The sequence below is a fragment of the Neopararhizobium haloflavum genome (assembly GCF_002750855.1).
GTDB classification, from domain to species: Bacteria; Pseudomonadota; Alphaproteobacteria; order Rhizobiales; family Rhizobiaceae; genus Georhizobium; species Georhizobium haloflavum.
On the sequence record NZ_NWUC01000009.1, the window covers coordinates 59852 to 81942 of the forward strand.

Here is a 22091-nt window from a genome sequence, read left to right on the forward strand (position 1 = left end):
GCAGTGGAACACTATGCTGCCGCCCGATCCGCAATCGTTGGCGGCAAGGCACGTAGGACGGCATGAAGATTATCATCTGCGGCGCGGGACGCGTCGGCTTCGGCATCGCAGAGCGTCTCTCGCAAGAAGAAAATGACGTCTCCGTCATCGACACCTCCGCATCCCTGATCCATGCGATTCGCGATACGCTCGACGTGCGCGGCTATGTCGGGCATGGCGCCCATCCCGAGGTGCTGGCGCAGGCAGGCGCCGAAGAAGCCGATATGATCATCGCCGTGACACTCTCGGATGAGGTCAACATGGTGGCCTGTCAGGTGGCGCATTCGCTTTTCAACGTGCCGACCAAGATCGCCCGCATCCGCGCCCAGAACTACCTCGCGCCGCACTATCTCGACCTGTTCTCGCGCGAACACATGCCGATCGACGTGATCATTTCGCCGGAGGTGGAAGTCGGCAAGATGGTACTGCGCCGCATCGCTCTTCCTGGTGCGACGGATGCGGTGCGCTTCGCCAATGATGCGATCGCGATGGTGGCGATCGAGTGTCAGGAAGACTGCCCGGTCGTGAACACACCGCTGGAGCAGCTTACCGAACTCTTCCCCGATCTGACCGCGACGGTCGTCGGCATCGTGCGCAATGACGAATTGACTGTTCCCCATTCCAGCGATCAGTTGCAGACCGGCGACCTGGCCTATGTGATCTGCGACCGGGAACATGTGCGACGCACGCTCGGCCTTTTCGGTCACGAGGAGCCGGAAGCCGTGCGCATCGTCATCGCGGGCGGCGGGAATATCGGCTATTTCGTCGCCAACGCGATAGAGGAGCGGCAGCCCAACATCAAGATCAAGATCATCGAGCATGACCGTGCACGCGCCGTAGCGATCGCGGACAAGCTGCGCCGGGCCGTGGTGCTCAACGGTTCGTCGCTCGACCAGCAGATCCTGACGGAAGCCGACATTCACGATGCGGACCTGATGGTGGCCCTGACCAATGACGACCAGGTCAACATCCTGTCCTCCGTCATGGCGAAGAGACTTGGCTGCCAGGCCAATCTCGTTCTGATCAACAATCCGAGCTATCAGGACTTCACCAAGACGATCGGGATCGATGCCCATATCAATCCGCGCGCCGTCACCATTTCGCGTATTCTCCAACACGTCCGTCGCGGTCGCATTCGAGCGGTCTACAGCGTCGAACGCGGCGATGCGGAGGTGATCGAAGCGGAAGCCATGGATACCTCGCCGCTGGTCGGCAAGCCACTGCGTGAGCTCGATCTGCCCGAGGGCGTGCGCATCGGCGCGATCTACCGTGACAAGAAGGTGGTTCAGCCGGACGGGGCAACCAAGATCAAGGCCAAGGATCGGGTCGTCATGTTCGCGCGCGGGCGCTCCGTTCGCCATGTGGAGCAGATGTTCCGCGTCAGCCTTGAATTCTTCTGATCCAGACGATGGGACCGCTTTTCCTCGTCACGCTAAGTTCCGGCGGGCTGTTCATTCTCCTGATCCCCGCAATCCTGATCAACCTCGCGCTCGAGGAGCGCGATCTCGCCATCGAAATGGGGCTCGTGGGCGGTCTCGGCGCCTTCGTCTGCGTCATGATCATTGCGGCGCTTCTTGGCCGGATCAGGGGCGTCGAGCGTGAACTGAACTTCGTTTCGCTCGTGCTGATCTGGGTCTGTACGCCGTTGGTCGCGGCCGTCTGCCTCATGGTGCTCGCGGGCCTGCCGCCCGGCGGCGCCTGGTTCGAGGCCGTCTCGGCGCTGACCACGACGGGAGCCACCGTGCTGGTTCGCGACCGGTTCTCGGTCGGTTTCCTGTTCTGGCGCTCTTCGCTGGAATGGTATGGCGGCTTCCTGACACTGATCTCGATCATCCATGTCCTCGCTCCGGCCGGGTTCGGTGGTCTGCGGCCAAGTGGCCGCCGTCGGGGGACATCGAACCATCGGGACGGACACTGGGGCGCACTGTCAGCCTATTCGTCGGTCTTGTGGCAGTATGGCGCGCTCACCGTCGTCATCGCGCTCGGGCTGATCTTCTTCTCCGTTCATCCCGGAGATGCGATGATGCTCGCCATGGTCAGCATCGCGACGGGCGGGTTCCTGCCGTTTCAGGATCCGCTGGACACGCATATCGGGTCAGGCGCAATGCTGGTTCTCGCGATCGGCTTTTGTTTCGGCACGCTCAGCGTTTTCTGGAGACGCAACATCCTGCGCAGCCCCCGACGCCTGATCTACGGCAATCGGGAGGCCACCCTCGTTCTTAGCGTCATCGCGTGCCTGACGCTCTTCTATGCTGCCGCAATCGCCGAATCGGCGGGCAGCGGGATGCGCGGGATCGCTGCGGCCTTGCTTGAAGGGTTCTTCACGGCTGCCTCTCTGGTCTCGACCAGCGGCATCGAGAGTCGGCCCGGCGTGATCGGGCTTTTTCCGCCTTTTGCCGTTCTTCTCGTCATTTTCATCGGCGCAAGCGTCTACTCCACCGCTGGCGGCATCAAATATTACCGCTTGGCGAGCATGTGGACCTATGCACGTGCCGAGTTGAACCGACTGATCTATCCAAGCGGCATTTCACAGCTGAAATTCGGTCGCAGACATATCGACGACGCCGAGATTCGTGCGATCTGGGCATATTTCGTCCTGGCCCTGCTGTGCGTCGCGCTCGGAACCGTCCTGATCACCCTGTCGGCGGCGAATTTCGAGGGTGGGCTGGCGATGGCCATCTCGCTCTTTTCCGGTGCGGGCCCGGTCTACGATTCACTGCGTCCTGTCGGGGAGGGCGTTGCCAGCCATGCCGGCTACCTCAGCGGTTGGCCGGCCTTTGCCGATCTGCCGATCACCGCCTATGCGCCAGCCGTTGTTCTCATGACGATCGGCCGCCTTGAAGTTCTTCTCGTGTTTGCCGTAATCAACGTCAGCTATTGGCTGAACCGCTGAGGTCGGAGTATTCGCTTCGTCTCGACGGTCTCATCCGCCTTCGCCGCCTCTTCGGGCTATCAGAACTGAGAAAGATGCCGCATGTCTCGTATTGCCTATGTCAACGGCCGCTATCGCCCGCTCGCGCAGGCCGCCATTCATGTCGAGGATCGCGGCTATCAGTTCGCCGATGGCGTCTATGAGGTCTGTGAGATCCGGCATGGCTATATCATGGACATGACCCGCCATCTCGACCGACTGGACCGCTCGCTGCGAGAACTGGACATTGCCTGGCCGATGGAGCGGCGAGCGCTCGAGATGGTCCTGCGTGAGGTCGTGCGCCGCAACAAGGTGCGCAATGGCATCGTCTATTGGCAGGTGACGCGCGGCGTGGCGCGCCGCGATCACGTCTTTCCTGCCGAAGATACCGCGCCTGCGATCGTCGTGACGGCGAAGAAGATCAATCCGGCGACCCTTATCAAGAAGAACGAGACTGGCATCAAGGCGATCACGCTGCCGGAGAATCGTTGGGAAAGGGTCGACATCAAGACGGTCGGACTGCTCCCCAACGTGCTCGCCCGCCAGAAAGCCAAGCTCGCCGGTGCTCAGGAGGCGTTCTTCGTCGATGAGAATGGCATGGTCAAGGAAGGCGCGGCGACCAATGTCTGGATCGTCACGGCGGACAAGACGCTCGTCACCCGGCCGGCCGATTTCGGCATTCTGCGTGGCATCACGCGCACCACGGTGATCGATGTCGCCGACAAGCTGGGGTTGAAAGTGGAGGAACGCCCGTTTTCCGTGGACGAGGCGAAGGCGGCCCGGGAAGTCTTCATCAGCGCGGCTTCGTCGGTAGCCATCCCCGTCGTTTCGATCGATGGCGCGACGATCGCCAACGGACATCCGGGACACGTTTGCGGCGAACTCCGCGACGCCTTTTTTGACGTTGCGGAAAAGACACCAACCTGATACCACGGCAGCTTAAGGGGACCCTCGCTTCTGCACATTTCTAAGTCATTGCTTCGTCAATGCAAGCGGGGAAATCCGGTTCGGACGAAACCGGCAAAAAAGAAAGATGCGGCGCTATGGCGGAACGTTCTCAAAACCTGCAGGATCTCTTTCTAAACACCGTCCGCAAGCAGAAGATTTCGCTGACGATCTTCCTGATCAATGGCGTGAAACTGACAGGTGTCGTCACGTCCTTCGATAATTTCTGTGTTCTTCTGCGGCGGGACGGCCACTCGCAGCTGGTCTATAAACACGCCATATCGACCATCATGCCGGGGCAACCTTTGCAGATGTTTGAAAGCGAGGATTCCGGCGCCAACGCGTGACGACAGGCTGACGGACCATCAAACAGCACGACAAAGACGAACTGAACCCGGAGGGAACGAAGCGGAAGCTTCGCGACGATGGGCGTGCGCTTGTTCTGGTGCCGATCTTGCGCGCTACGGGCGACAGTGAAACCTTGCCCGCCGCGCCGCGCTCCAACGACGCGCGCCTCGAAGAGGCCGTCGGTCTGGCGTCGGCAATCGATCTGACGATCGCTGAAAAGCTTCTCGTGACGGTCAATCGCCCGCAACCGGCCACTCTCATCGGCAAAGGCAAGGTCGAGGAGATTGCAGCCCTGCTTGACGCCAACGATGCTGGTCTTGTTGTCGTCGACCATGCGCTGACGCCGGTTCAGCAGCGCAATCTGGAGAGAGCCTGGCACGCCAAGGTCATCGACCGGACGGGATTGATCCTGGAAATCTTCGGCAGCCGCGCATCGACGCGGGAAGGCGTGCTTCAGGTCGAGCTTGCGCATCTGAACTATCAGAGGGGGCGGCTGGTGCGCAGTTGGACGCACCTTGAGCGTCAGCGTGGCTCGACCAGCTTCATCGGCGGTCCGGGCGAAACGCAGATCGAAGCGGACCGCCGCATTCTTCAGGACAAGATCGTCAAGCTCGAGCGCGAGCTGGAGCAGGTCCGTCGTACGCGCCAACTGCATCGCTCGAAGCGCAAGAAGGTCCCGCATCCGATCGTCGCGCTGGTCGGATACACGAATGCCGGCAAGTCGACGCTGTTCAACGTGATCACTGGCGCTGATGTGATGGCTGAGGACATGCTGTTCGCCACGCTCGATCCCACCTTGCGGCGCATGCGACTGCCGCAAGGGCGCACCGTGATCCTGTCCGATACGGTGGGCTTCATCTCGAACCTTCCGACTCATCTCGTCGCTGCATTTCGCGCGACGCTTGAGGAGGTGCTGGAGGCCGACCTGATCCTGCATGTCCGAGACATGTCCGATCCCGACAACGGCGCGCAGGCTGCCGACGTGCTTGCCATTCTCGCGCAACTCGGAATCGGGGAGGGGAAATCCCACCGGATTCTCGAAGTGTGGAACAAGATCGATCGGCTATCCGCGGAAGCTGCGGACGCGGTGAGAGAAAAGGCGCGCCAGAGCAAGAATGCGCTGGCGGCATCGGCGCTGACCGGAGAAGGCTGTGATCGTCTTCTCGAGCGCATCGAAAAGGCGCTATCGGGGGAAATCGTCACGCGGGAAGTGATCATCGCGCCGGATCAGCAGGCTGTGCTGTCGTGGATCTACGACCGCGCCACGGTCCGCGAGCGCGACGACAGGGACGATGGCTCAGTCCGATTGACGTTTGACATCACCGAGTATGATGACGTTCAGCTTCAAAGCCAGCTTCGCTCCCCGAGCGACAACTGAGCCGCTGCCTATACAAGAGTAAAGCGGTCTAGGCGCTGCGCGAGCGATCTGCCGCCGGTGCGTCGATTGCGCGCTCGATGTCTTTGGCCGCCTGCCACAATGCCTCCATCCGCTCCAGCCCGGCGTCGGCGATCGCGATGTCTTCTGCCGCCAGGCTTGCCTCTATATGAGCGAAACGACGTCTGAACTTGGCATTGGTGTCGCGCAGCGCGATTTCCGGATCGACGTCGAGATGCCGGCCAAGATTTGCCACGGCAAAGATCACGTCGCCTAGCTCGTCCGACACGGCTGCGTGACGACCGGCCGTCATCGCTGCACGTAACTCACCGATCTCTTCTTCGATCTTGTCGATGATCGGACCGGCCTCCTTCCAGTCGAAACCGACCCTAGCGGCTTTCTGCTGGATCTTGAGCGCTTCGGTCAAAGCGGGCAGGGCACGGGGAACGCCGTCCAGCAGTCCGTCCGCTTCGTCGATCGGCTGGCCGCGAGCCCGGCGTCGCTCGGCCCGCTCGGTCTTCTCCTCGGCCTTTATCGATTCCCAGTTGATCTTCACCAAAGCCGGATCATCGGTGTCCTGGCCGCCGAAGACGTGGGGATGTCGCCGTATCAGCTTCGCGGTGATGGCGCGAACGACTTCGCCGAAATCAAAAGCCGCATCTTCCTCGGCCATGCGGGCATGAAAGACGACTTGCAGCAGGAGGTCACCGAGTTCGTCGCAGAGATCATCCATGTCGCTGCGTTCGATCGCGTCGGCCACTTCATAGGCCTCCTCGATCGTATAGGGCTTGATGGACTGAAAATCCTGCTGGAGGTCCCAGGGACAACCGGTGCCCGGCGTCCTGAGGGCGGCCATGATGTCGATCAGGACGGCGATATCGCGTGAAGGCTGCATGTGATTGGCCCTTGGGTCCCATTGCGGCAGCGAGAGGTGAACTGCCTCCTAATTACCAAGGACCTTAGCCGTCAAATACCATGCTGCACGCCGGGAACACGAATATCCACAAGCTCGGCGACAGCCATCTCGTGGCGTTCTCTTAGCGATTGGCCGGCTGCGCAGCCGATGCCATGGCGTCGACCGAGGGCCGGTCGACGAGCGTATCGGTGATCGCGCCGGCGATGACCATGGCCGTCAGGGCGATCAAACCGGACGCCGCCAGCGCCGATCCGCCGGTCAGACCGGCGCCAATGGAGCAGCCAGCGGCGAGCACACCGCCGCTGCCCATCAGCACGGCGCCGACCGTGTAGCGCAAGACGGAAGGCGATCCCGTCTGCGCGAAGGTCTCGATACGGAAGCTGCGCGATGCTACGGCAGCAACGAGCCCACCCACCAAGGCGCCAACCACCAATCCGCTATCGAATGTCGGTAGCTCCGCGGCGCCGAAGGCGTAGCCTGACCACTGGGCCAAAGGGCGGATGAACGACATGCTGTCAACGGCGATGGGGTCGAAGACCTGCTGCGACAATGTGGCGGTGAAATACCAGCCGCCGGCAACGGCCAGGCCAACCAGGGCGGCGCCGATCGTCTGGAGAACGCCAAGACGCGCGCGCGCGGCCAACGCCAACGCCACGATTGTAACGCCCAAGGCAAAGATCGCTCCGGTGAAATTTCCGCCGCCCGTGTGGTCGACAATCGCATTGCCGCCAATTGCGGCGGAACTCACCCAACTCGCGATCGATTCGCGGATCGGACCGAGGAAGCCGTAGAGCGTTGCAAAAGCGGCAAGTGCGACGACAACGATGCCGTAGAGCGCGCGCAGGTTTCCGCCTCCCGACAGGACGATGAGCCGCGAGACGCAACCACGGGTCAGCATCATACCGACGCCGAAGATCGCGCCGCCGACAGCTGCACCCGAAAGACTTTGGCCGGTGGCAAAATACCGGCTGTCACCGATGACGATGATGCCCAGCGCCTGCATCAGCTGGACGCTGAGCAGCGCGGACGCGAAGCCGACAATCCATGTGGCGGGACCGTAGAGGCTGCGAAGCCGGACCATGTCGATCACGGCCATACGTGTGCAAAAGCCGGTTCTCTGGACCGCCGCACCAAAGAGGATACCAAGTGACAGCCCGCCGACGAGCGCTGCACCGCCTTCGCCGAACCGGTCAATCAGAGGTATGAAATCCATAGAACGCGCTCCAGCTATTGCACGTCACGGCAAATACGGTGGCGAGGGAACCAAGGGAAGGGCTTACATCCCAAACTTCACGATCGTCATAGAATATCGTGCTAGGAGTCTATGTACCCGCCCCAAGCTTCAGTGGCATAAGATATATTATGGAACTATCTGGTGCCATGGGATGAGACGACATCAACGAGTTCGGCCGATGTCGCATCGGCAAGCTGCCCGGCATCGACCTCGAATACGCTGTCCGGTCGTCCAGCGGCAGCAAACACCGAAGAATGATCAAGAAGCGTTCGATCCATCAGGGTGCGGATCGGATTCAGATGCCCGATCGGCGCCACACCGCCGATTGCAAATCCGGTTTGCTCGCGTACGCGGCGTGGATCGCAGCGCTCCAATCGAACCCCACAGCGTGCGCCGACGGCATCGATATCGACGGTGTTGGCGCCCGATACCAGGATGAGAATGAGCCGGTCGGAGAGCGTATCGACAAAGACCAGTGATTTGATGATCTGCGCAACACCACATCCGCAGGCTTTGGCAGCTTCATCGGCGGTGCGCGTCGACTGGTCGAGAACCTGCAAATTGATGGCGAGCCCGAGTCGAGCGGCGCTCAGTGCCACGCGCTCGGCGCTCGTCTTCGGTGCTGAATCGTCCATCACACTTCTCCGACAGTGATCGAACGCTCGAAGCGCAACATGTCGAATGCCGGCTCGATGTGGTCGGGCGTTTCGTCCTGGACACGCTGGTAGTCAAGCGGAATATGCATGTGCGTCAGATAGGCGTGGTGCGGCTTCAGCCGTTCGATCCATTCCGTAGCTTCGTCCAGCGACAGATGGCTCGGATGCGTCTTGTATTGCAGCGCATCGATGATAAGCACGTCGAGATTCTGAAGTTTTGGAAGCGTTTCCTCCGGAAACCCACTGATATCACAGCAATAAGCCACATCGCCCACACGAAAGCCAAGCGAGGTGATGGCGCCGTGGATCTGGCGTAGCGGCGCCAGTTCGATCGGACCGCCGTCGCCCTCGACAACGATCGCTGAATCGGACTGCGCGATGATCTCGGGCCGGACGATCGGCGGGTAGTCGCTTCCCTCCGGGGTATCGAGGCAGTAGCCGAAGCCTTGCCGGATCCGCTCCATCGTGAAGGCGTTGGCATATATCGGAATCTGCGTGCGCTTGCGCAGCGCATAGATCCGCGCATCGTCGATCCCGTGAATATGGTCTGCGTGCGGATGGGTGTAGAAGATCGCGTCAAGCGACTGAACATCCGCGCGGATCATCTGTTCGCGAAAATCCGGCCCGGTATCGATCACCACCGTCGTCGTCCCGCGATCAGGATCGATCTGTTCGATCAGGAAGGATGCGCGGCTTCGCCTGTTTTTCGGGTTGGCGGGATCGCATGCGCCCCATTCACCATCGATGCGCGGCACTCCGGGTGAAGACCCGCAGCCGAGGATGGTGAAGCGGCGGATCACCTCGCGCATCACGCCGCGTGCTCTTCGATGGGCGGCATCTTCGTGAAGAGCCGCTCGACGTTGCCCGTCGTCTGCCGCGCCATCTCCGCCTCGGAAATGCCAAGCGTGTCGGCAAGAACCTTCGCCGTATGGACAACGTAGGACGGTTCGTTGCGCCGGCCGCGATGCGGCGTCGGCGCGAGATAGGGCGCATCGGTTTCCACCAACAGCCGGTTCATCGGCACGTCCCTGGCAATCGCACGCAGCTCATCGGACTTCTTGAACGTGAGAATGCCAGAAAAGGAGACATAGCCGCCAAGTTCGACGCCTTTTTCCGCAAGGTGTCTTCCAGCCGAGAAGCAATGCAGGATGAAGGGGAAGGGCCCCCTGCCCGTTTCCTCTTCCAGGATCGCGGCGACATCGTCATCGGCGTCGCGCGCGTGGATCACCAGCGGCAAGCCCGTCGCACGGGCAGCGGCGATGTGCGTGCGAAATCCCTTTGCCTGCAACTCGCGTGGCGCCTTGTCGTAATGGTAGTCAAGCCCTGCCTCGCCGATCGCCACTACCTTGGGATGCTGCGAAAGCGCGATCAGTTCTTCCGCCTCGATCCCAGCTTCCTCAGCAGCGTTGTGCGGGTGCGTGCCGACCGAGCAATAGACGTTGTCATAGCGTTCGGCGATCGCGAGGATATCCGCGAAGCGCCGCACACGCGTGCTGATCGTGACAAGACGCGTGACGCCAGATGCCCGTGCGCGCGACACAATCTCATCGCGCTCCTCGGCAAAGTCCGGAAAGTCGAGATGGCAGTGACTGTCGACCAGCATGCGGCGTTCACTCCTCAGCTTCGATGTAGCGCGGAAAGACCCCGGCCGGCTTGGGAAGCGGCGTTCCGGAGGCCAGGCGCCCCGCCTCCCCCAATCTTCCAAAGCCACGGTTCGCCTCGTCGATCGAAAGCAGATCGAGCAGTTTGGCCGCCGAGCCGGGCATGAAGGGCTGGCAAAGAATCGCGACCTGCCTGATGACTTCGGCCGTAACGTAGAGCACCGTGTTCATGCGTTCAGGATCGCTCTTGCGCAGTGCCCATGGTTCCTGGCCGGCAAAATACCGGTTGGCATTGGCCACCACCTGAAAGACGCGCGCGAGCGCCTTGTGAATGGCCTGGGTCGACATCTCCTCGCGCGCCTTCGTCAATACGCCGTCGATATCGGCCAGGATCTCTTCATCCTCGGTCGCAAGCGAGCCGCGAACAGGCACCCTGCCCTCGCAGTTCTTGGCGATCATCGAGAGTGATCGCTGTGCCAGATTGCCGAGATCGTTGGCCAAGTCGGCATTGATGCGCGCTGCGATCGATTCCTGACTGTAGTTTCCGTCCTGACCGAACGGAACTTCGCGCAGCAGGAAATAGCGCACCTGATCCAGCCCGAAATGCTCAACCAGTGCGAATGGATCGACAACGTTGCCGACCGACTTGGACATCTTCTCGCCCCTGTTGAACACAAACCCGTGGGCATAGATGCGCTTCGGAAGCTCGATGCCCGCCGACATCAGGAACGCCGGCCAGTAGACGGCGTGGAAACGGATGATGTCCTTGCCGATGATGTGAGCGTCGGCCGGCCAGTATCCCCATCTCTCATTGTTTTCATCGGGATAGCCGACTGCGGTTATGTAGTTTGTGAGCGCATCGACCCAGACATACATGACATGCTTGTCGTCGCCGGGAACCTTGATGCCCCAGTCGAACGTCGTGCGTGACATGGAAAGGTCCTTGAGGCCACCCTTGACGAAAGCCATCACCTCGTTGCGTCGTTCGGCAGGCCCGATGAAATCGGGACATTCGTCGTAATGCCGAAGCAGTCGATCCTGGAATTTGGAGAGGCGGAAGAAGTAGCTCTCCTCTTCGACCCACTCGACCGGTGTTCCCTGCGGCCCGTAGCGCACGCCGTCGTCGCGCGTTTCGGTCTCACTTTCCTGGTAGTAGGCTTCGTCACGGACCGAATACCATCCGGCATAGGTGTCCTTGTAAAGGTCGCCCGCCGCTTCCATACGCTGCCATATGGCCTTGCAGGCCGCGTGGTGCCGGGCCTCGCTGGTTCGGATAAAATCATCATTCGAAGCATTCAAGGACGTCGCCATCTTCTTGAATTCGAGCGTATTTCGATCAGCAAGCTCCTGCGCCTCCAGGCCGAGGCGCCGTGCGGTCTGCAGCATCTTCTGACCATGCTCGTCGGTACCGGTGAGGAAGAAGACATCCTTCCCGTCGAGACGCTGGAAGCGCGCCAGCGCGTCGGTCGCGATCAACTCATAAGCATGACCGATATGCGGGGTACCGTTCGGGTAGGAAATGGCCGTGGTGATGTAATAGCGATTGTCTGAACGCATGGGTATCGATGCCGTTATTTCTTGAAGGCCTTGTCGTGTGCGCTCTCTCATAGGACATCAGGCGCACCGAGGCTATGGGAGCCGCGCCGCAAAGAGGCAAGAAAAGAGCGACAAAACCGTCTGTTTGCGGTCGAGATTATACGCACCGGCTACCGTGACATCGTTCGCGATGCGTTCGGCAAGCGCCGCATCGGTCGCGGCGGCCTGGATATCGCCGGCAGCAGCCGCCATACGCGCACGGTCGCCGAGCCAGACGGAAACGTGATCGCAGAAGAATGTGAACAGATCGTCGCGATCCTTGGCTGACAGCGTATCGGCCAGCGCGTGGACCTTCAGCCGAGAGCTGGTCGCATCGCCCGCCATGATGGCTTCGAAAGCATCGACAATGTCGAGGCCGCCATAATTCAGCATCATGACGGCCTGCTGGACACTGCCGTCCGACCGTTCCGCAGCGCGCGAGCGTTCCTTTGCGGACGTACCTTGACCCGCCGGAAGTGCCTGCAGTGCCTGATCGACTTCATCCGTTGTCAGAGGCGAAAGACGAAGCGAGAGGCAGCGCGAACGGATGGTCGGCAACAACCGTCCAGGTGCGTGCGATAGAACAAGGAAGAGCGAGCGGCGCGGCGGTTCTTCCAGCATCTTGAGAATCGCATTTGCCGCTGATCGGTTGAGATCGTCGGCCGGATCCACAATGACGATGCGCCAGGCTCCAGTGCCGGAGGTCTGCCCAAAAAATCGCCCGGCGCGACGTACTTCGTCGACAGTGATCGCCGATTTGACACGGCCGGTCTTCTCGTCTGTTGGCCGCTCCAGATGGAGCAGATCGGGAGAGGCACCGGACGCGATATGTCGAAACACGGTTGACTCGGGATGCGCTTCGGCGAGTTCGGCTGGCGCGTCATGCGGCTCTGGATATCTCAAGACATGATTGGCGAACCGAAATGCCAGCGTGGCCTTCCCGATGCCGCGTGCCCCTTCGATCAAGACCGCATGATGGATCCGCCCACTGCGATAGGCCTGGGCAAGAAAGCTCTGCGCTGCCTCGTGTCCGACAAGAACAGGGTTGGCGCGCGGATCAACCGCGCCATCGAGAACGGTGCTTTCGCTCATCGCGCCGCCCCGCTTCGTCGCGGTCGCATCTTGTCGCCGAGCGTCGCATCGGCGAGGCTCCGGATGGCAGCGGCGATGGCGTCGACCGGCTGGAGGGCGTCCACCACCTTGCAGCGATCCGGCTCCCGCTCTGCCAGATCGAGAAAGGCCTCACGGCGCTTTTCATGGGTGGCGATGGCTTCCTTCTCGAACCTGTCGGGCGCAGCAGACGCTTCGCCGCGCTGCCGGGCGCGCTTCAGTCCCTCGATGGCTGGCAGATCGAGGATGATCGTCAGGTCGGGCACCATGCCGTTGACCGCGACGCGTTCCAGCGTCTCCATGAAACGCGGGTCGAGATTGCCGGTCACTCCCTGGTAGACGCGACTTGAATCCATGAAGCGGTCGCAAAGGACGATGGTGCCGCGCGACAAGGCGGGCCTGATGAAGACCTCCACATGATCGCATCGCGCAGCGGCGAAGAGGATCGCTTCCATCCGCACGCCGAATTCTTCCGCCGCGCCGGACAACAGAACGTGACGCACGGCCTCGGCACCGGGCGAGCCACCAGGCTCGCGTGTCACCGCCACATCGTGGCCGCGCTCTTGCAAACTCCGTGCGAGCAATCGAATCTGCGTCGACTTGCCGGCACCCTCGCCGCCCTCGAATGTGATGAATACGCCGCGACCGTCCGTCAATCCATGATCCTGCTGGTCACCATCTTGTGCTGCCCCCAATCAACTCCAGCCGGGCTGGAAGCGGGCAGGCTCCGACGCCATCGTCCCCGGACGTCTTAATGGATTTCATCGGTGAGGTGAACCGCCTGAGGCTTGCTCGCGCGCTGTGCCGTCACAGCCAGAACAGCATCAGCTCCTGCAGCGCATCAAGGGCCTGTCGATGGATCGGGCCGCGCTCGACTGCTTCCGCGGTATAAAGAGGCGTTTCCTGGCTGAGCGTCTCACCGATCCACACGCGCAGATGGCCGACAGGCTGACCGGTTTCGACCGGCGCGCGAAGCGGCCAGTCATAGACGATGCGCGCGGTGAGCCGATCGGCGTTTGCCGTCGGCACGAAGATATCGATCGGGCGCTGCGCGACGAGCGCAACGCCGGCCTGCGTGCCCCCATAGACGCTTGCCTCTCCAACGACTTCGTCGGCGGCGAACAGTGCGCGTCTTTCGAAAGAGCGCAATCCCCATTCGAGGATCTTGCGTGCCTCTTCTGCCCGTTCGCGCTCGCTCTCCATGCCGCTCATTGCCAGAAAGAGCCGGCGCCCGTTGCGCTCGATCGACGAAACAATGCCGTAGCCCGACTCTTCGGTGAAGCCGGTCTTCATGCCGTCCACACCGATGTTGGCGCTCAGGAGTGGGTTGCGGTTTCGCTGCCTGATGCCGTTCCAGGTGAATTCCGGCTGCGAATAATAGTGGTAGTAGTCCGGGTAGGACGCGTGGATATGGCGGGCGAGTTCGACCAGTTCACGCATCGTCACCTTGGCATCAGGATGCGGCAGTCCCGTCGCATTGCCGAAGACCGAGGTCTCCATACCCAGCGCACGGGCCCGTTCCGTCATCAGCTGCGCAAAATTCTCTTCCGACCCGGCCATGCCCTCAGCGATGATGATGCAGGCATCGTTGCCGGATTGAACGATGACGCCCTGGATCAGATCTTCGAGGCGGATCGACGAGCCGAGTTCCGCGAACATGGTCGACGTGCCAGAGATGGCGCCACCGGTGCGCCAAGCGTTTTCCGAGACCGCATAGGTGTCGTCGAGTGTCAATCGGCCCGACTTCAACGCGTTGAAGACAAGCTCCATCGTCATCAGCTTTGCCAGGGAGGCCGGCGGAACCGCCTCATTCTCGCTCTTGGCAAAGAGAACCGTGCCGGTCTCGGCCTCGACAAGATAGGCCTGAGCCGCGCGCGTCTCGAAAAGCTGAGCGCGCGCCGTTCCGCTGAATAACATCGGCGCGATCGCGGCAAGCAGCGCGACAATCAAGACGAGCGACGACAGGCCGCGACGCGTCCGAAATTTCATGACCTAAACCCCAGGCGGGAATCCCTACCTGGCCAGAGTATCAACGCGGCGATGGGCGATCAATGCGGCTGATCAAACGCAGCGTCGTCGCCCTTATCGATCCGACGGCATCCGCCGTTTCCAGGCTCCGACGATCGCAGCGGATGTCAACGCGTCACGATCCTGCTGAAGGACCCGCTGAAACGGCGCGGAGGACGCGACAATGCGTTCGGCAGCATAGGCGGCTGACAATGTCTGCCCAGGCGCTGGCTGAACGGCCTCGATGCCAGCCTCCGCAGGGCGTTCCGGTGGCAACGGTCCGGTCTGCGGCAAGGACAATGTGACTGTCGTGGTGGCCGGCACATCTTCCACTACGGCGGGCGCCGGCGCCTCGGTCACCGCGTCGTTGGCGGCCGGCACGAGGGCCGGTTGGGCGGCCAGCGCATCGCTGGCGACCCCCGGCATGGCGGGCGAGGTCTCGGTCATGGCCAGCATGACGCCCGATGCCACTACCCCTTCCGGGGCGACGACCGGGCCACGATCACCGGCCGGCCGGTAAGTGGCCATCAGATAGGGCATGTCGTGCCCGTCCATGCGCGCAGGACCCACATACTGCACATTCACCTTGGCAACACCCGAACTCTTGAAGTCGAGCAGGTCGGCGGCCTTGCTGGAAACGTCGATGATCCGGTTGTGGGCGAACGGTCCGCGATCGTTGACGCGAACGATCACCGAATTCCCATTGGTCTCGTTGGTGACGCGTGCATAGCTCGGCAGCGGAAATGTCGGATGGGCCGCCGACAGGTGGTACTGGTCGAAAATCTCGCCGTTGGCCGTCTTCCGCCCATGGAAATTGGGGCCGTACCAGGACGCCAGGCCACTCTTGTTGTAGTCCGGGTCTTCTGCGGGCGTGTACCACTTCCCACGCACCTTGTAGGGCTTGCCGACCATCTCCCGGCCACCGCCCTTGGGAACCGACTTGCTGGTGGTCACCCGCTCGCTCGCCGGCACACCGTATTCGACGGCAGCGAATTTTGTGGTCTCGCTGATTTCGGCGGCGGCCGCATCGTCCTCGGTGGTGACCGCCTTGGTCGTATTGCATGCGGCGACGCCGCTGCAGACCACGGCGACTGCCGCTATCCGAAACAATGGTTGCCGCATCTGCAGCAGCGTCGCTGCATTCAAACTCGGCAAGCGCGCAGCCCCTCGCTGCGAAAGATCGTGTCCCACACCAGCACTCATTCTGTCGGATCGCCCGGACGACGATGCTTCGTCCGTGAACGATCTGATGTCCCCGAAAGATTATCAAATCGTCAATTTCAGCGGGAACATGGCAGAAATGGGGGGAGTGAACCAGATCGTCCTGAACGGATCTGGGCGATTGTGATCGGGATCGGCCTGATCGAGGGTCAGCCCTCGATGCGAGCCGTGCCGGACTGGCCATCGTCACGCTGCCAGTTGATCGTGTTGTCGCCGGTCTTTTCGATGGTGAAGCAAGAGGCTTCCCCCTCGTACCATGTCGGGAACTGCTGGCACAGATTCGCGCCGTCGACCCACCAGTTGCCCGTCTCGCGTGGTGCGAAAAAGCGCGCCAGGCCGAGATCCGATCCATCGCCGGTTACCGAGCCGTCGGATGCATAAACAAGCGGAAACTCGCCGCCATAGGGCGTTTGAAGGTAGACACGCTTGCCGCTGACGAGGCTCTCCAGCTGCTCGCCGCTCATGTCTTGCGCCAGGGCCGGCGCCATCATGAGCGCTACGATGGCGCTTAGCGCGGTGACGGACTTCGTCGCGGCCATTGTGCGATCTCCTCAAGAGTTGGGCGGTCCTTTGAAGAACAACGGTCAAAGGCCACGTTTGGTTTTGGCGAGACCGCACTTATTGGTGCTACGCGTATTCACAAATGATTACGTTGTGTCATCTGCCTATGCGCCTTCTTGCAATCGCGGAGAGATTCGCGCAGAACGACCCGGTTCGGAGGAGTGGCCGAGCGGTTTAAGGCACCGGTCTTGAAAACCGGCGTGCGGGAGACCGTACCGTGGGTTCGAATCCCACCTCCTCCGCCATCATTCCCTAAAATTTTATTACCTCGGCCTTAAGCAATGTGGCTGCATTGTGGAACCATTTGGGCGCTCCGGGTGTTAACGGCGCAAACAAATGGAGAGGTCTCATGGACGAATTTTCCCGCCAGGCCACTGACGTGTTCGCGACGGCTCTTTCGGTTTTCGCCGTCGTGATGGTCGTCGTATCCATCGTTTGAACCGCCATCACCCAACCGGAGAGCGTGATCCATGTCCGAGAGCTTTACCAGAATGGTGCGTTATCTCGCCGAAGATTACGGCGTATCAGATGACGACCTCCACTCTGCTCTGATCGAACTTGACGAAGAATTCGCGGCGTCCGATCGCAGCACGGTCGTATCGATCGAGCGCTTCCGGCTGCGCAAGGTCTTGATGGCTGTCGCCAGACAGCGCGGGCTCGGTGCTGCCCCTCATGAGACTGCGTGATTCGCGCCTCTAATCGCCTTCTGCCGCGGTGCAGGCCCGCATGACCAGGCCGGAGCCCTTCGTCGGGATCACGCTATTCATCCGGTGACACTGTTCGTTCCAGCAGATGGTCCAGTCGCTGCCGAGCCCTGCATCGGCAAAGCGCACTTCCTCAAGCGGCGCCATGTCGGGCACATAGACCCAAGCGTTGCCTTCGCGCCGGGCGCCTTCAGGTATCTCCATGCCCGCGCCTGTGCCCTCGACGCTCGCCTGGACGATCGACAGTCCCTTTTCACCCACACGCCAGTCCTCACGCCATTCGGTCTTCTCAACCGAATGCGACCAGATCAGAGTGAAGGCTTCTATCGCCAGCGCGACCGTGCGGCCGGAGGCGTCCAGACAGAGCATCATTCCGGAATCGTCTGATGGGCGTGGCGCACGGCCCTGGCACGCCACCAGTGAAAGCCGATCACCCCTGCGGCCAGCGCGAAGCCGATTTCGTCCGTTACCGGCATGGCAAGGACCAAGGTAAAGGCCGCGATCGTCGCCACGCATCGCTCAGTCCAGTTGAGGGGAACGAGCAGAAAACCGATCGCCGCCGCGCCCCACAGGCCGATGGACAGCAACGTCTTGAACACGATGTAGGCAACGGCCGGCCAATAGCCGATCGCCGCTGCCAGGGGCCCACCGTCCTGCAGCATCAGTGCCGGCGTGTAGACCGCCATGAACGGAATGACGAAGCCGGCCAGCGCGATCTTCACGGCCTGCACGCCGATGCGCATTCCCGATTCCTTCGCGATCGGAGCTGCGGCGAAGGCAGCGAGCGCCACCGGCGGCGTCAGGTCGGCAAGGATGCCGAAGTAGAAGACGAACATGTGGCTGACAAGCAAGGGCACGCCGAGTTCCAGAAGGGCCGGCCCGGCGATCGATGAGGTGATGATGTAGTTCGGGATCGTCGGGATGCCCATGCCCAGCACCAGACATGTGAACATGGTCAGGACCAGCGAAAGAAAAAGATTCGCCTCTCCGACCCTGACGATGAAAGACGCAAATGTGGAGGCCGCGCCGGTCAGCGTCAGGATGCCGATGATCACGCCGACCATGGCGCAGGCGATGGCGACCGGCAGGGCATTCTTTGCACCGTCGGCCAGCGCATCGCGGCAATCGGCGAGCGTGGCGCGGCCGCCCTTGACGAAGGCGTTGACCAGGACGAGACCTGCAACCGTCAGGATGATGATGTCGACGCCGTATTGGAAGAACGCGGCACACAAGAGCCCCAGGAGCACCCAGAACAGGATGCGGATCGTCTGACGGGGCAGGCCGCGCGCGATGGCGCCGCCGAGGATCAGCACTGCCGTCAGCGCAAGTCCCATCGTGCCGGCGAAGAGCGGAGTGTAGCCTGTGAACAGGAGGTAGACGAGGATCGCCAGCGGAATGATGAGGTACCAACCGGCCTTCAAGGCGCCGAGTGCGCTTGGACACTCCTCCCGTTTCATGCCGAGCAGTCCGCGCTTTCCGGCCTCCAGATGCACCATCCAGAACGCGGAAGTGAAATAGAGGATTGCCGGCACGATCGCGGCGATGACCACCTGGGTGTAGGGAATGTTCAAAGTTTCGGCCATGATGAAGGCCACCGCGCCCATCACCGGGGGCATGATCTGCCCGCCCATCGATGCAACCGCCTCGACGCCGCCGGCGAATGCCGGCTTGTAGCCGAACCGCTTCATCAACGGGATCGTGAACTGGCCCGTGGTAACGACATTGGCGACACCCGAACCGGAAATCGTGCCCATGAATCCGGAGGAAACGACCGCGACTTTGGCCGGCCCGCCGCGCGTATGCCCGACGAGGCCGAGCGACACATCGGTGAAAAGCTTGATCATTCCGGCGCGTTCAAGGAACGAGCCGAACAGGATGAACAGAAAGATATAGGTCGCCGAGACATAGATCGGCGTTCCGTAGATGCCCTCGGTGCCGAATGCGAGATGACCGATGATCTGGTCGAAGCCATAACCGCGATGGGCGAGAACGCCGGGAAAATACTCGCCGAACATGCCGTAGAGCAGAAATATCCCGGCAATGATCGGCAGCGCCGCGCCCATCAGCCGCCGTGTTGCCTCGAAAACGAGCACAATCATAATCGTGCCGATCACGAGATCTTGCGGCAACAACCAGCCGCCTTCGCGCAGGATCAATTCCTCGTAGAAGACCAGATAGTAGAGGCCGCCGAGGAACCCGAGAATTCCCGCCGTCCACAGCGCAATGCGCAATGGCAGCGCGCCGCCCTTCAGGCTGGAAAGAAGGCCAAAGCCGAGGAGCAGGACGAAGCCGACATGCATCGCTCGCGCCGTCTGGCTGGGCAAGAGATGGTAGGCGGCGAACCAGAGCTGATACGCGGAAAAGGCAATGGCGATGAGGAAGACGATCTTGCCTTCGATGCCCTTGCCGAACCCGCCCGGTAAACCGTGCTCCGCGTCGACATCGGGCGGGGCCTGAAGCTCCGCGTCCATCGGAAGGTCACGCTGGGTGGTATCGGGCATCGTCTTTGCTCGCTCAATCTGGCGCCCGGACTGCAGCACGCATCCCACGCCGAAAACAGCTGGCGCTCCGGAAGAAATCCCGGAGCGCCGCACCAATCAGATCGTCGTCATCGCATGGTCAAGCGGACGATCAGTCGATCAAGCCTTCTTCCTTGTAGTAGCGCTCTGCGCCCGGATGCAGCGGAACGGGGTTCTCGTCCACGGCGGCATCGATGCTGATCGCCTCGGCGGCCGCGTGAGCGGAAACCATGCGGTCGAGGTTCTCGAAAAGAAGCTTGGTCATCTGGTAGACCGTCTCCTCATCGACGTCCTCGTGCGTGACGAGATAGTTGACGACCGTCGCCGTCTCCACGTCCTCATCCTGGCCCTCGTAGGTGCCGGCCGGGATGACGCCGGGTGCATAGGGCGCGCCGATGCTTTCAACGAGGTCGGACGGGATTTCCACGACCGTGGTCGGATTGGTCGTCGACAGGTCCTGAATGGATGCCACGCCGAGCCCGGCGGACTGCAAGGTGGCGTCGAGCTGACGGTTCTTCATGAGTTCGACCGATTCGGCGAACGGCAGATACTGGACCTGGCCGAGATCCTCGTAGCTCATGTCCGCGGCTGCGAGGATGGAGCGACTGTTCAGCTCGGTGCCCGACGCCGGTGCACCGACCGAGAGTGTCTTGCCTTCCAGGTCTGCAAGCGTCGTGATGCCGGAATCGGCCGTCGCGACCAGCTGGATATAGTTCGGATAGATCGCGGCCACACGGCGCAGCTTCTGCAGCGGCGCCCGGAAGCCGGCTTCCTCATTGCCTTCCCAGCCCATCACGAGGGAGTCGCCGAGCGAGAAGGCGATCTCGCCCCTGCCCTGCTCCAGAAGGTTCAGGTTCTCGACGGACGCGCGGGTCGACTGGACCTGGGTGCGAACGCCTTCGATGTTGTCGCCGTAGATCTCGGAAAGCGCGACGCCGAGCGGATAATACACGCCCGAGGTGCCCCCCGTCAGCACATTGATGAATTCCTGCGACTTGGCCGTCATCGGCACCATCGCCAAACCGAGCGCCAGCGCACCGGCGGCTGCCTTGGTGAACATTGTCGACATTGCTTGTCCTCCCTGGAGACGCGGAAAATGTCCGCGATCATGTCGTCTTCTTGGTTCTCGGAAGTCAGCTCCCGATCGCCGCTTAGGACTACACGCCGCCTCACAGCAAGGCAAGTTGACCGACCACACCGCGGCCACATTTCGCCGCAGGTGATCCGGGCCGCCGGAAGAGAACGCTCCAGCGGCCCTCATCGGACATCACGTGCAAATCAGCGGCGCAGCTGTTCCTTGTATATCTCGCCGTTGAGATCGACATGCAGTTCCACCGGTTCGCCTTCCGGATTTGTTGCGCGAACCTCGAAATGGCGCGGCTTGCGCTCGACATTGCCTTCGAACGTGTAACCGTTCGCCTCCACGCGTTCGCGCAACCCTGCCTCGTCGACGGTCGCCTGGGGCGGAGCAGCGCGATCATCGATCTCGACCTTGCGGATGCGGCCGTCATTCTCGATGTCCATCTCGATCTCACGCCCTTCTGCATCGAAACCCTCGACTTCATAGTGTCGGGGCTTGGCGTCGAACTCGCGGATGTCGACAACGCCGCGTTCATCGAGCGCGCGTTGTACGCCTTCCGGCAGAAGCGCGCGGAAATCAGCGTTCTGTGCCGCACCGCCGCTGTCGACCTCGACCTTCTTGAAGGATCCGTCGAACATCAGCTCGATCTCGACGGCCCGGCCGTCGACGTCTGTCGCGTCGAACTCGTAATGATGCTCGTCGCGTTCTTCCAATCGCACATCGGAGAACCCTGCATCGCGAAGAACGGCCGCTGCCTCGTCTTCATTCAAGCGAGCCTGGCGCGGTCCATCCGGTGCCTGCCGCCCGCTTTCACCCTGGCCGGCCCACGGCGGCGGACCGCTCGGGCGACGCACTTCAATCTCCGTTCCGTCCTCTCGCACGATCCGAAAGGCATCGAAGCTATCGCCATCGGGCTCCCCGAAGACCGTCAATCGCTCGCCCTCGCGCAGGTCGTACGACTGACCGCGCGCGGGTCCCGTCTCGACCAGAATGCGGCCGGTGTCGTCCTCGATCACGAAGCGGTTCCCGAAGACGTCGCGGACCTCCCCCTCGATGCTAAGCCCACCCGAAGCATCGAGCTGCTCGATGGACACGGTCTGCGCCAGCACGGAGCCAGAAAGCATCAGTATCGGTATGCCGGCAGCCGCGAAGATGGATTTTCTTGAAAGCGTGTTCTTCACAGTCATTTTCCTTCTGTGCGCTGCCAGCTGACCGGCAGCGGTCGTTGACGATGACTGGACCTTAGCTTCGAGAGGCTGAACCGCTGGGAAACCGTTCGGTTCAACTT

Annotated in this window: 21 protein-coding genes and 1 tRNA gene; 7 read left to right on the forward strand and 15 right to left on the reverse strand. The window is 61.6% G+C overall.

All coding sequences use genetic code 11. The features are described from left to right. The first annotated feature begins 62 nt into the window (after positions 1 to 62). From trkA to hflX, 5 genes are all read left to right on the forward strand, one after another. Positions 63 to 1439, forward strand: a complete 1377-nt coding sequence (trkA, locus tag CN673_RS17790; protein ID WP_099867756.1) for a Trk system potassium transporter TrkA — start codon at positions 63 to 65, stop codon at positions 1437 to 1439. A gap of 8 nt (positions 1440 to 1447) precedes the next feature. Next, a complete protein-coding gene (locus tag CN673_RS17795; protein ID WP_099867757.1) occupies positions 1448 to 2932 on the forward strand; it encodes a potassium transporter TrkG in 1485 nt (494 codons plus the stop codon). Positions 2933 to 3013: 81 nt separating this feature from the next. Then, positions 3014 to 3877 (forward strand): D-amino-acid transaminase, encoded by an 864-nt coding sequence (locus CN673_RS17800; RefSeq protein ID WP_099867758.1) that lies wholly within the window; start codon positions 3014 to 3016, stop codon positions 3875 to 3877. A gap of 116 nt (positions 3878 to 3993) precedes the next feature. Further along, a complete protein-coding gene (hfq, locus tag CN673_RS17805; protein WP_099867759.1) occupies positions 3994 to 4242 on the forward strand; it encodes an RNA chaperone Hfq in 249 nt (82 codons plus the stop codon). A gap of 41 nt (positions 4243 to 4283) precedes the next feature. Then, the gene (gene hflX, locus CN673_RS17810; protein ID WP_370853072.1) at positions 4284 to 5621 is read left to right on the forward strand and encodes a GTPase HflX; all 1338 of its coding nucleotides are present in this window, start codon (positions 4284 to 4286) and stop codon (positions 5619 to 5621) included. Positions 5622 to 5649: 28 nt separating this feature from the next. Here the strand turns inward: hflX and mazG are convergent, their stop codons facing one another. The 11 genes from mazG to CN673_RS17865 form a co-directional block, all read right to left on the reverse strand. Next, complete coding sequence (gene mazG / locus CN673_RS17815) at positions 5650 to 6513, reverse strand: nucleoside triphosphate pyrophosphohydrolase (RefSeq protein WP_099867761.1); 864 nt, start codon at positions 6511 to 6513, stop codon at positions 5650 to 5652. A 142-nt stretch (positions 6514 to 6655) separates the two neighbouring features. Further along, positions 6656 to 7747, reverse strand: a complete 1092-nt coding sequence (locus tag CN673_RS17820) for a YeeE/YedE family protein (protein ID WP_099867762.1) — start codon at positions 7745 to 7747, stop codon at positions 6656 to 6658. A gap of 155 nt (positions 7748 to 7902) precedes the next feature. Next, positions 7903 to 8403: a YbaK/EbsC family protein gene (locus CN673_RS17825; protein WP_099867763.1), complete on the reverse strand. Its 501-nt coding sequence runs from the start codon at positions 8401 to 8403 to the stop codon at positions 7903 to 7905. Next, on the reverse strand, positions 8403 to 9233 hold the full coding sequence (locus CN673_RS17830) for an MBL fold metallo-hydrolase (protein ID WP_099867764.1): 831 nt from the start codon (positions 9231 to 9233) through the stop codon (positions 8403 to 8405). Before CN673_RS17830 ends, CN673_RS17825 begins: the two co-directional genes overlap by 1 nt. Further along, a complete protein-coding gene (locus tag CN673_RS17835) occupies positions 9233 to 10027 on the reverse strand; it encodes a TatD family hydrolase (protein ID WP_099867765.1) in 795 nt (264 codons plus the stop codon). The genes CN673_RS17830 and CN673_RS17835 overlap by 1 nt, the downstream gene beginning before the upstream one ends. Before the next feature lie 7 nt (positions 10028 to 10034). Beyond that, a complete protein-coding gene (gene metG, locus CN673_RS17840) occupies positions 10035 to 11582 on the reverse strand; it encodes a methionine--tRNA ligase (RefSeq protein WP_099867766.1) in 1548 nt (515 codons plus the stop codon). 72 nt (positions 11583 to 11654) lie between these two features. Continuing rightward, a complete protein-coding gene (locus tag CN673_RS17845; protein ID WP_099867767.1) occupies positions 11655 to 12692 on the reverse strand; it encodes a DNA polymerase III subunit delta' in 1038 nt (345 codons plus the stop codon). Next, positions 12689 to 13366 carry a dTMP kinase gene (gene tmk / locus CN673_RS17850; protein WP_099867768.1) on the reverse strand — a complete coding sequence of 226 codons (678 nt, stop codon included), beginning with the start codon at positions 13364 to 13366 and terminating at the stop codon, positions 12689 to 12691. Before tmk ends, CN673_RS17845 begins: the two co-directional genes overlap by 4 nt. A 151-nt stretch (positions 13367 to 13517) precedes the next feature. After that, positions 13518 to 14699: a D-alanyl-D-alanine carboxypeptidase family protein gene (locus CN673_RS17855; RefSeq protein ID WP_099867769.1), complete on the reverse strand. Its 1182-nt coding sequence runs from the start codon at positions 14697 to 14699 to the stop codon at positions 13518 to 13520. A gap of 93 nt (positions 14700 to 14792) precedes the next feature. Further along, positions 14793 to 15839, reverse strand: a complete 1047-nt coding sequence (locus CN673_RS17860; RefSeq protein WP_099867811.1) for a septal ring lytic transglycosylase RlpA family protein — start codon at positions 15837 to 15839, stop codon at positions 14793 to 14795. A 248-nt stretch (positions 15840 to 16087) separates the two neighbouring features. Beyond that, entirely contained in the window at positions 16088 to 16477 is a 390-nt protein-coding gene (locus tag CN673_RS17865) for a hypothetical protein (RefSeq protein WP_198586046.1), read from the reverse strand. A gap of 177 nt (positions 16478 to 16654) precedes the next feature. Between CN673_RS17865 and CN673_RS17870 the strand changes: the two genes are divergently transcribed. Together CN673_RS17870 and CN673_RS17875 are read left to right on the forward strand one after the other, a co-directional pair. Then, positions 16655 to 16744: transfer RNA gene (locus CN673_RS17870), tRNA-Ser, on the forward strand. A 225-nt stretch (positions 16745 to 16969) separates the two neighbouring features. Then, positions 16970 to 17185 carry a hypothetical protein gene (locus tag CN673_RS17875; protein WP_157928939.1) on the forward strand — a complete coding sequence of 72 codons (216 nt, stop codon included), beginning with the start codon at positions 16970 to 16972 and terminating at the stop codon, positions 17183 to 17185. Positions 17186 to 17194: 9 nt separating this feature from the next. Here the strand turns inward: CN673_RS17875 and CN673_RS17880 are convergent, their stop codons facing one another. From CN673_RS17880 to CN673_RS17895, 4 genes are all read right to left on the reverse strand, one after another. Then, entirely contained in the window at positions 17195 to 17575 is a 381-nt protein-coding gene (locus CN673_RS17880; RefSeq protein ID WP_099867771.1) for a DUF1850 domain-containing protein, read from the reverse strand. Then, the gene (locus CN673_RS17885) at positions 17572 to 19704 is read right to left on the reverse strand and encodes a TRAP transporter permease (RefSeq protein ID WP_370853071.1); all 2133 of its coding nucleotides are present in this window, start codon (positions 19702 to 19704) and stop codon (positions 17572 to 17574) included. Before CN673_RS17885 ends, CN673_RS17880 begins: the two co-directional genes overlap by 4 nt. A 130-nt stretch (positions 19705 to 19834) precedes the next feature. Beyond that, positions 19835 to 20791 carry a TAXI family TRAP transporter solute-binding subunit gene (locus CN673_RS17890; protein WP_198586047.1) on the reverse strand — a complete coding sequence of 319 codons (957 nt, stop codon included), beginning with the start codon at positions 20789 to 20791 and terminating at the stop codon, positions 19835 to 19837. Between the two features lie 209 nt (positions 20792 to 21000). Further along, positions 21001 to 21990, reverse strand: coding sequence for a PepSY domain-containing protein (locus CN673_RS17895; RefSeq protein WP_099867772.1), 990 nt, complete (start codon positions 21988 to 21990; stop codon positions 21001 to 21003). Positions 21991 to 22091 lie beyond the last annotated feature (101 nt).

Bases quoted from the DNA above. Each gene is read 5' to 3' on its own strand.
- CN673_RS17825 (WP_099867763.1), bottom strand. From the start codon at position 8,403: ATGGACGATTCAGCACCGAAGACGAGCGCCGAGCGCGTGGCACTGAGC.
- CN673_RS17865 (WP_198586046.1), bottom strand. From the start codon at position 16,477: ATGGCCGCGACGAAGTCCGTCACCGCGCTAAGCGCCATCGTAGCGCTC.
- CN673_RS17845 (WP_099867767.1), bottom strand. From the start codon at position 12,692: ATGAGCGAAAGCACCGTTCTCGATGGCGCGGTTGATCCGCGCGCCAAC.
- CN673_RS17835 (WP_099867765.1), bottom strand. From the start codon at position 10,027: ATGCTGGTCGACAGTCACTGCCATCTCGACTTTCCGGACTTTGCCGAG.
- CN673_RS17895 (WP_099867772.1), bottom strand. From the start codon at position 21,990: ATGACTGTGAAGAACACGCTTTCAAGAAAATCCATCTTCGCGGCTGCC.
- mazG (WP_099867761.1), bottom strand. From the start codon at position 6,513: ATGCAGCCTTCACGCGATATCGCCGTCCTGATCGACATCATGGCCGCC.
- hfq (WP_099867759.1), top strand. From the start codon at position 3,994: ATGGCGGAACGTTCTCAAAACCTGCAGGATCTCTTTCTAAACACCGTC.
- CN673_RS17890 (WP_198586047.1), bottom strand. From the start codon at position 20,791: ATGTCGACAATGTTCACCAAGGCAGCCGCCGGTGCGCTGGCGCTCGGT.
- CN673_RS17875 (WP_157928939.1), top strand. From the start codon at position 16,970: ATGTCCGAGAGCTTTACCAGAATGGTGCGTTATCTCGCCGAAGATTAC.
- metG (WP_099867766.1), bottom strand. From the start codon at position 11,582: ATGCGTTCAGACAATCGCTATTACATCACCACGGCCATTTCCTACCCG.
- CN673_RS17830 (WP_099867764.1), bottom strand. From the start codon at position 9,233: ATGCGCGAGGTGATCCGCCGCTTCACCATCCTCGGCTGCGGGTCTTCA.
- CN673_RS17885 (WP_370853071.1), bottom strand. From the start codon at position 19,704: ATGCCCGATACCACCCAGCGTGACCTTCCGATGGACGCGGAGCTTCAG.
- trkA (WP_099867756.1), top strand. From the start codon at position 63: ATGAAGATTATCATCTGCGGCGCGGGACGCGTCGGCTTCGGCATCGCA.
- CN673_RS17855 (WP_099867769.1), bottom strand. From the start codon at position 14,699: ATGAAATTTCGGACGCGTCGCGGCCTGTCGTCGCTCGTCTTGATTGTC.
- CN673_RS17860 (WP_099867811.1), bottom strand. From the start codon at position 15,839: ATGCGGCAACCATTGTTTCGGATAGCGGCAGTCGCCGTGGTCTGCAGC.
- CN673_RS17800 (WP_099867758.1), top strand. From the start codon at position 3,014: ATGTCTCGTATTGCCTATGTCAACGGCCGCTATCGCCCGCTCGCGCAG.
- CN673_RS17820 (WP_099867762.1), bottom strand. From the start codon at position 7,747: ATGGATTTCATACCTCTGATTGACCGGTTCGGCGAAGGCGGTGCAGCG.
- CN673_RS17880 (WP_099867771.1), bottom strand. From the start codon at position 17,575: ATGATGCTCTGTCTGGACGCCTCCGGCCGCACGGTCGCGCTGGCGATA.
- CN673_RS17795 (WP_099867757.1), top strand. From the start codon at position 1,448: ATGGGACCGCTTTTCCTCGTCACGCTAAGTTCCGGCGGGCTGTTCATT.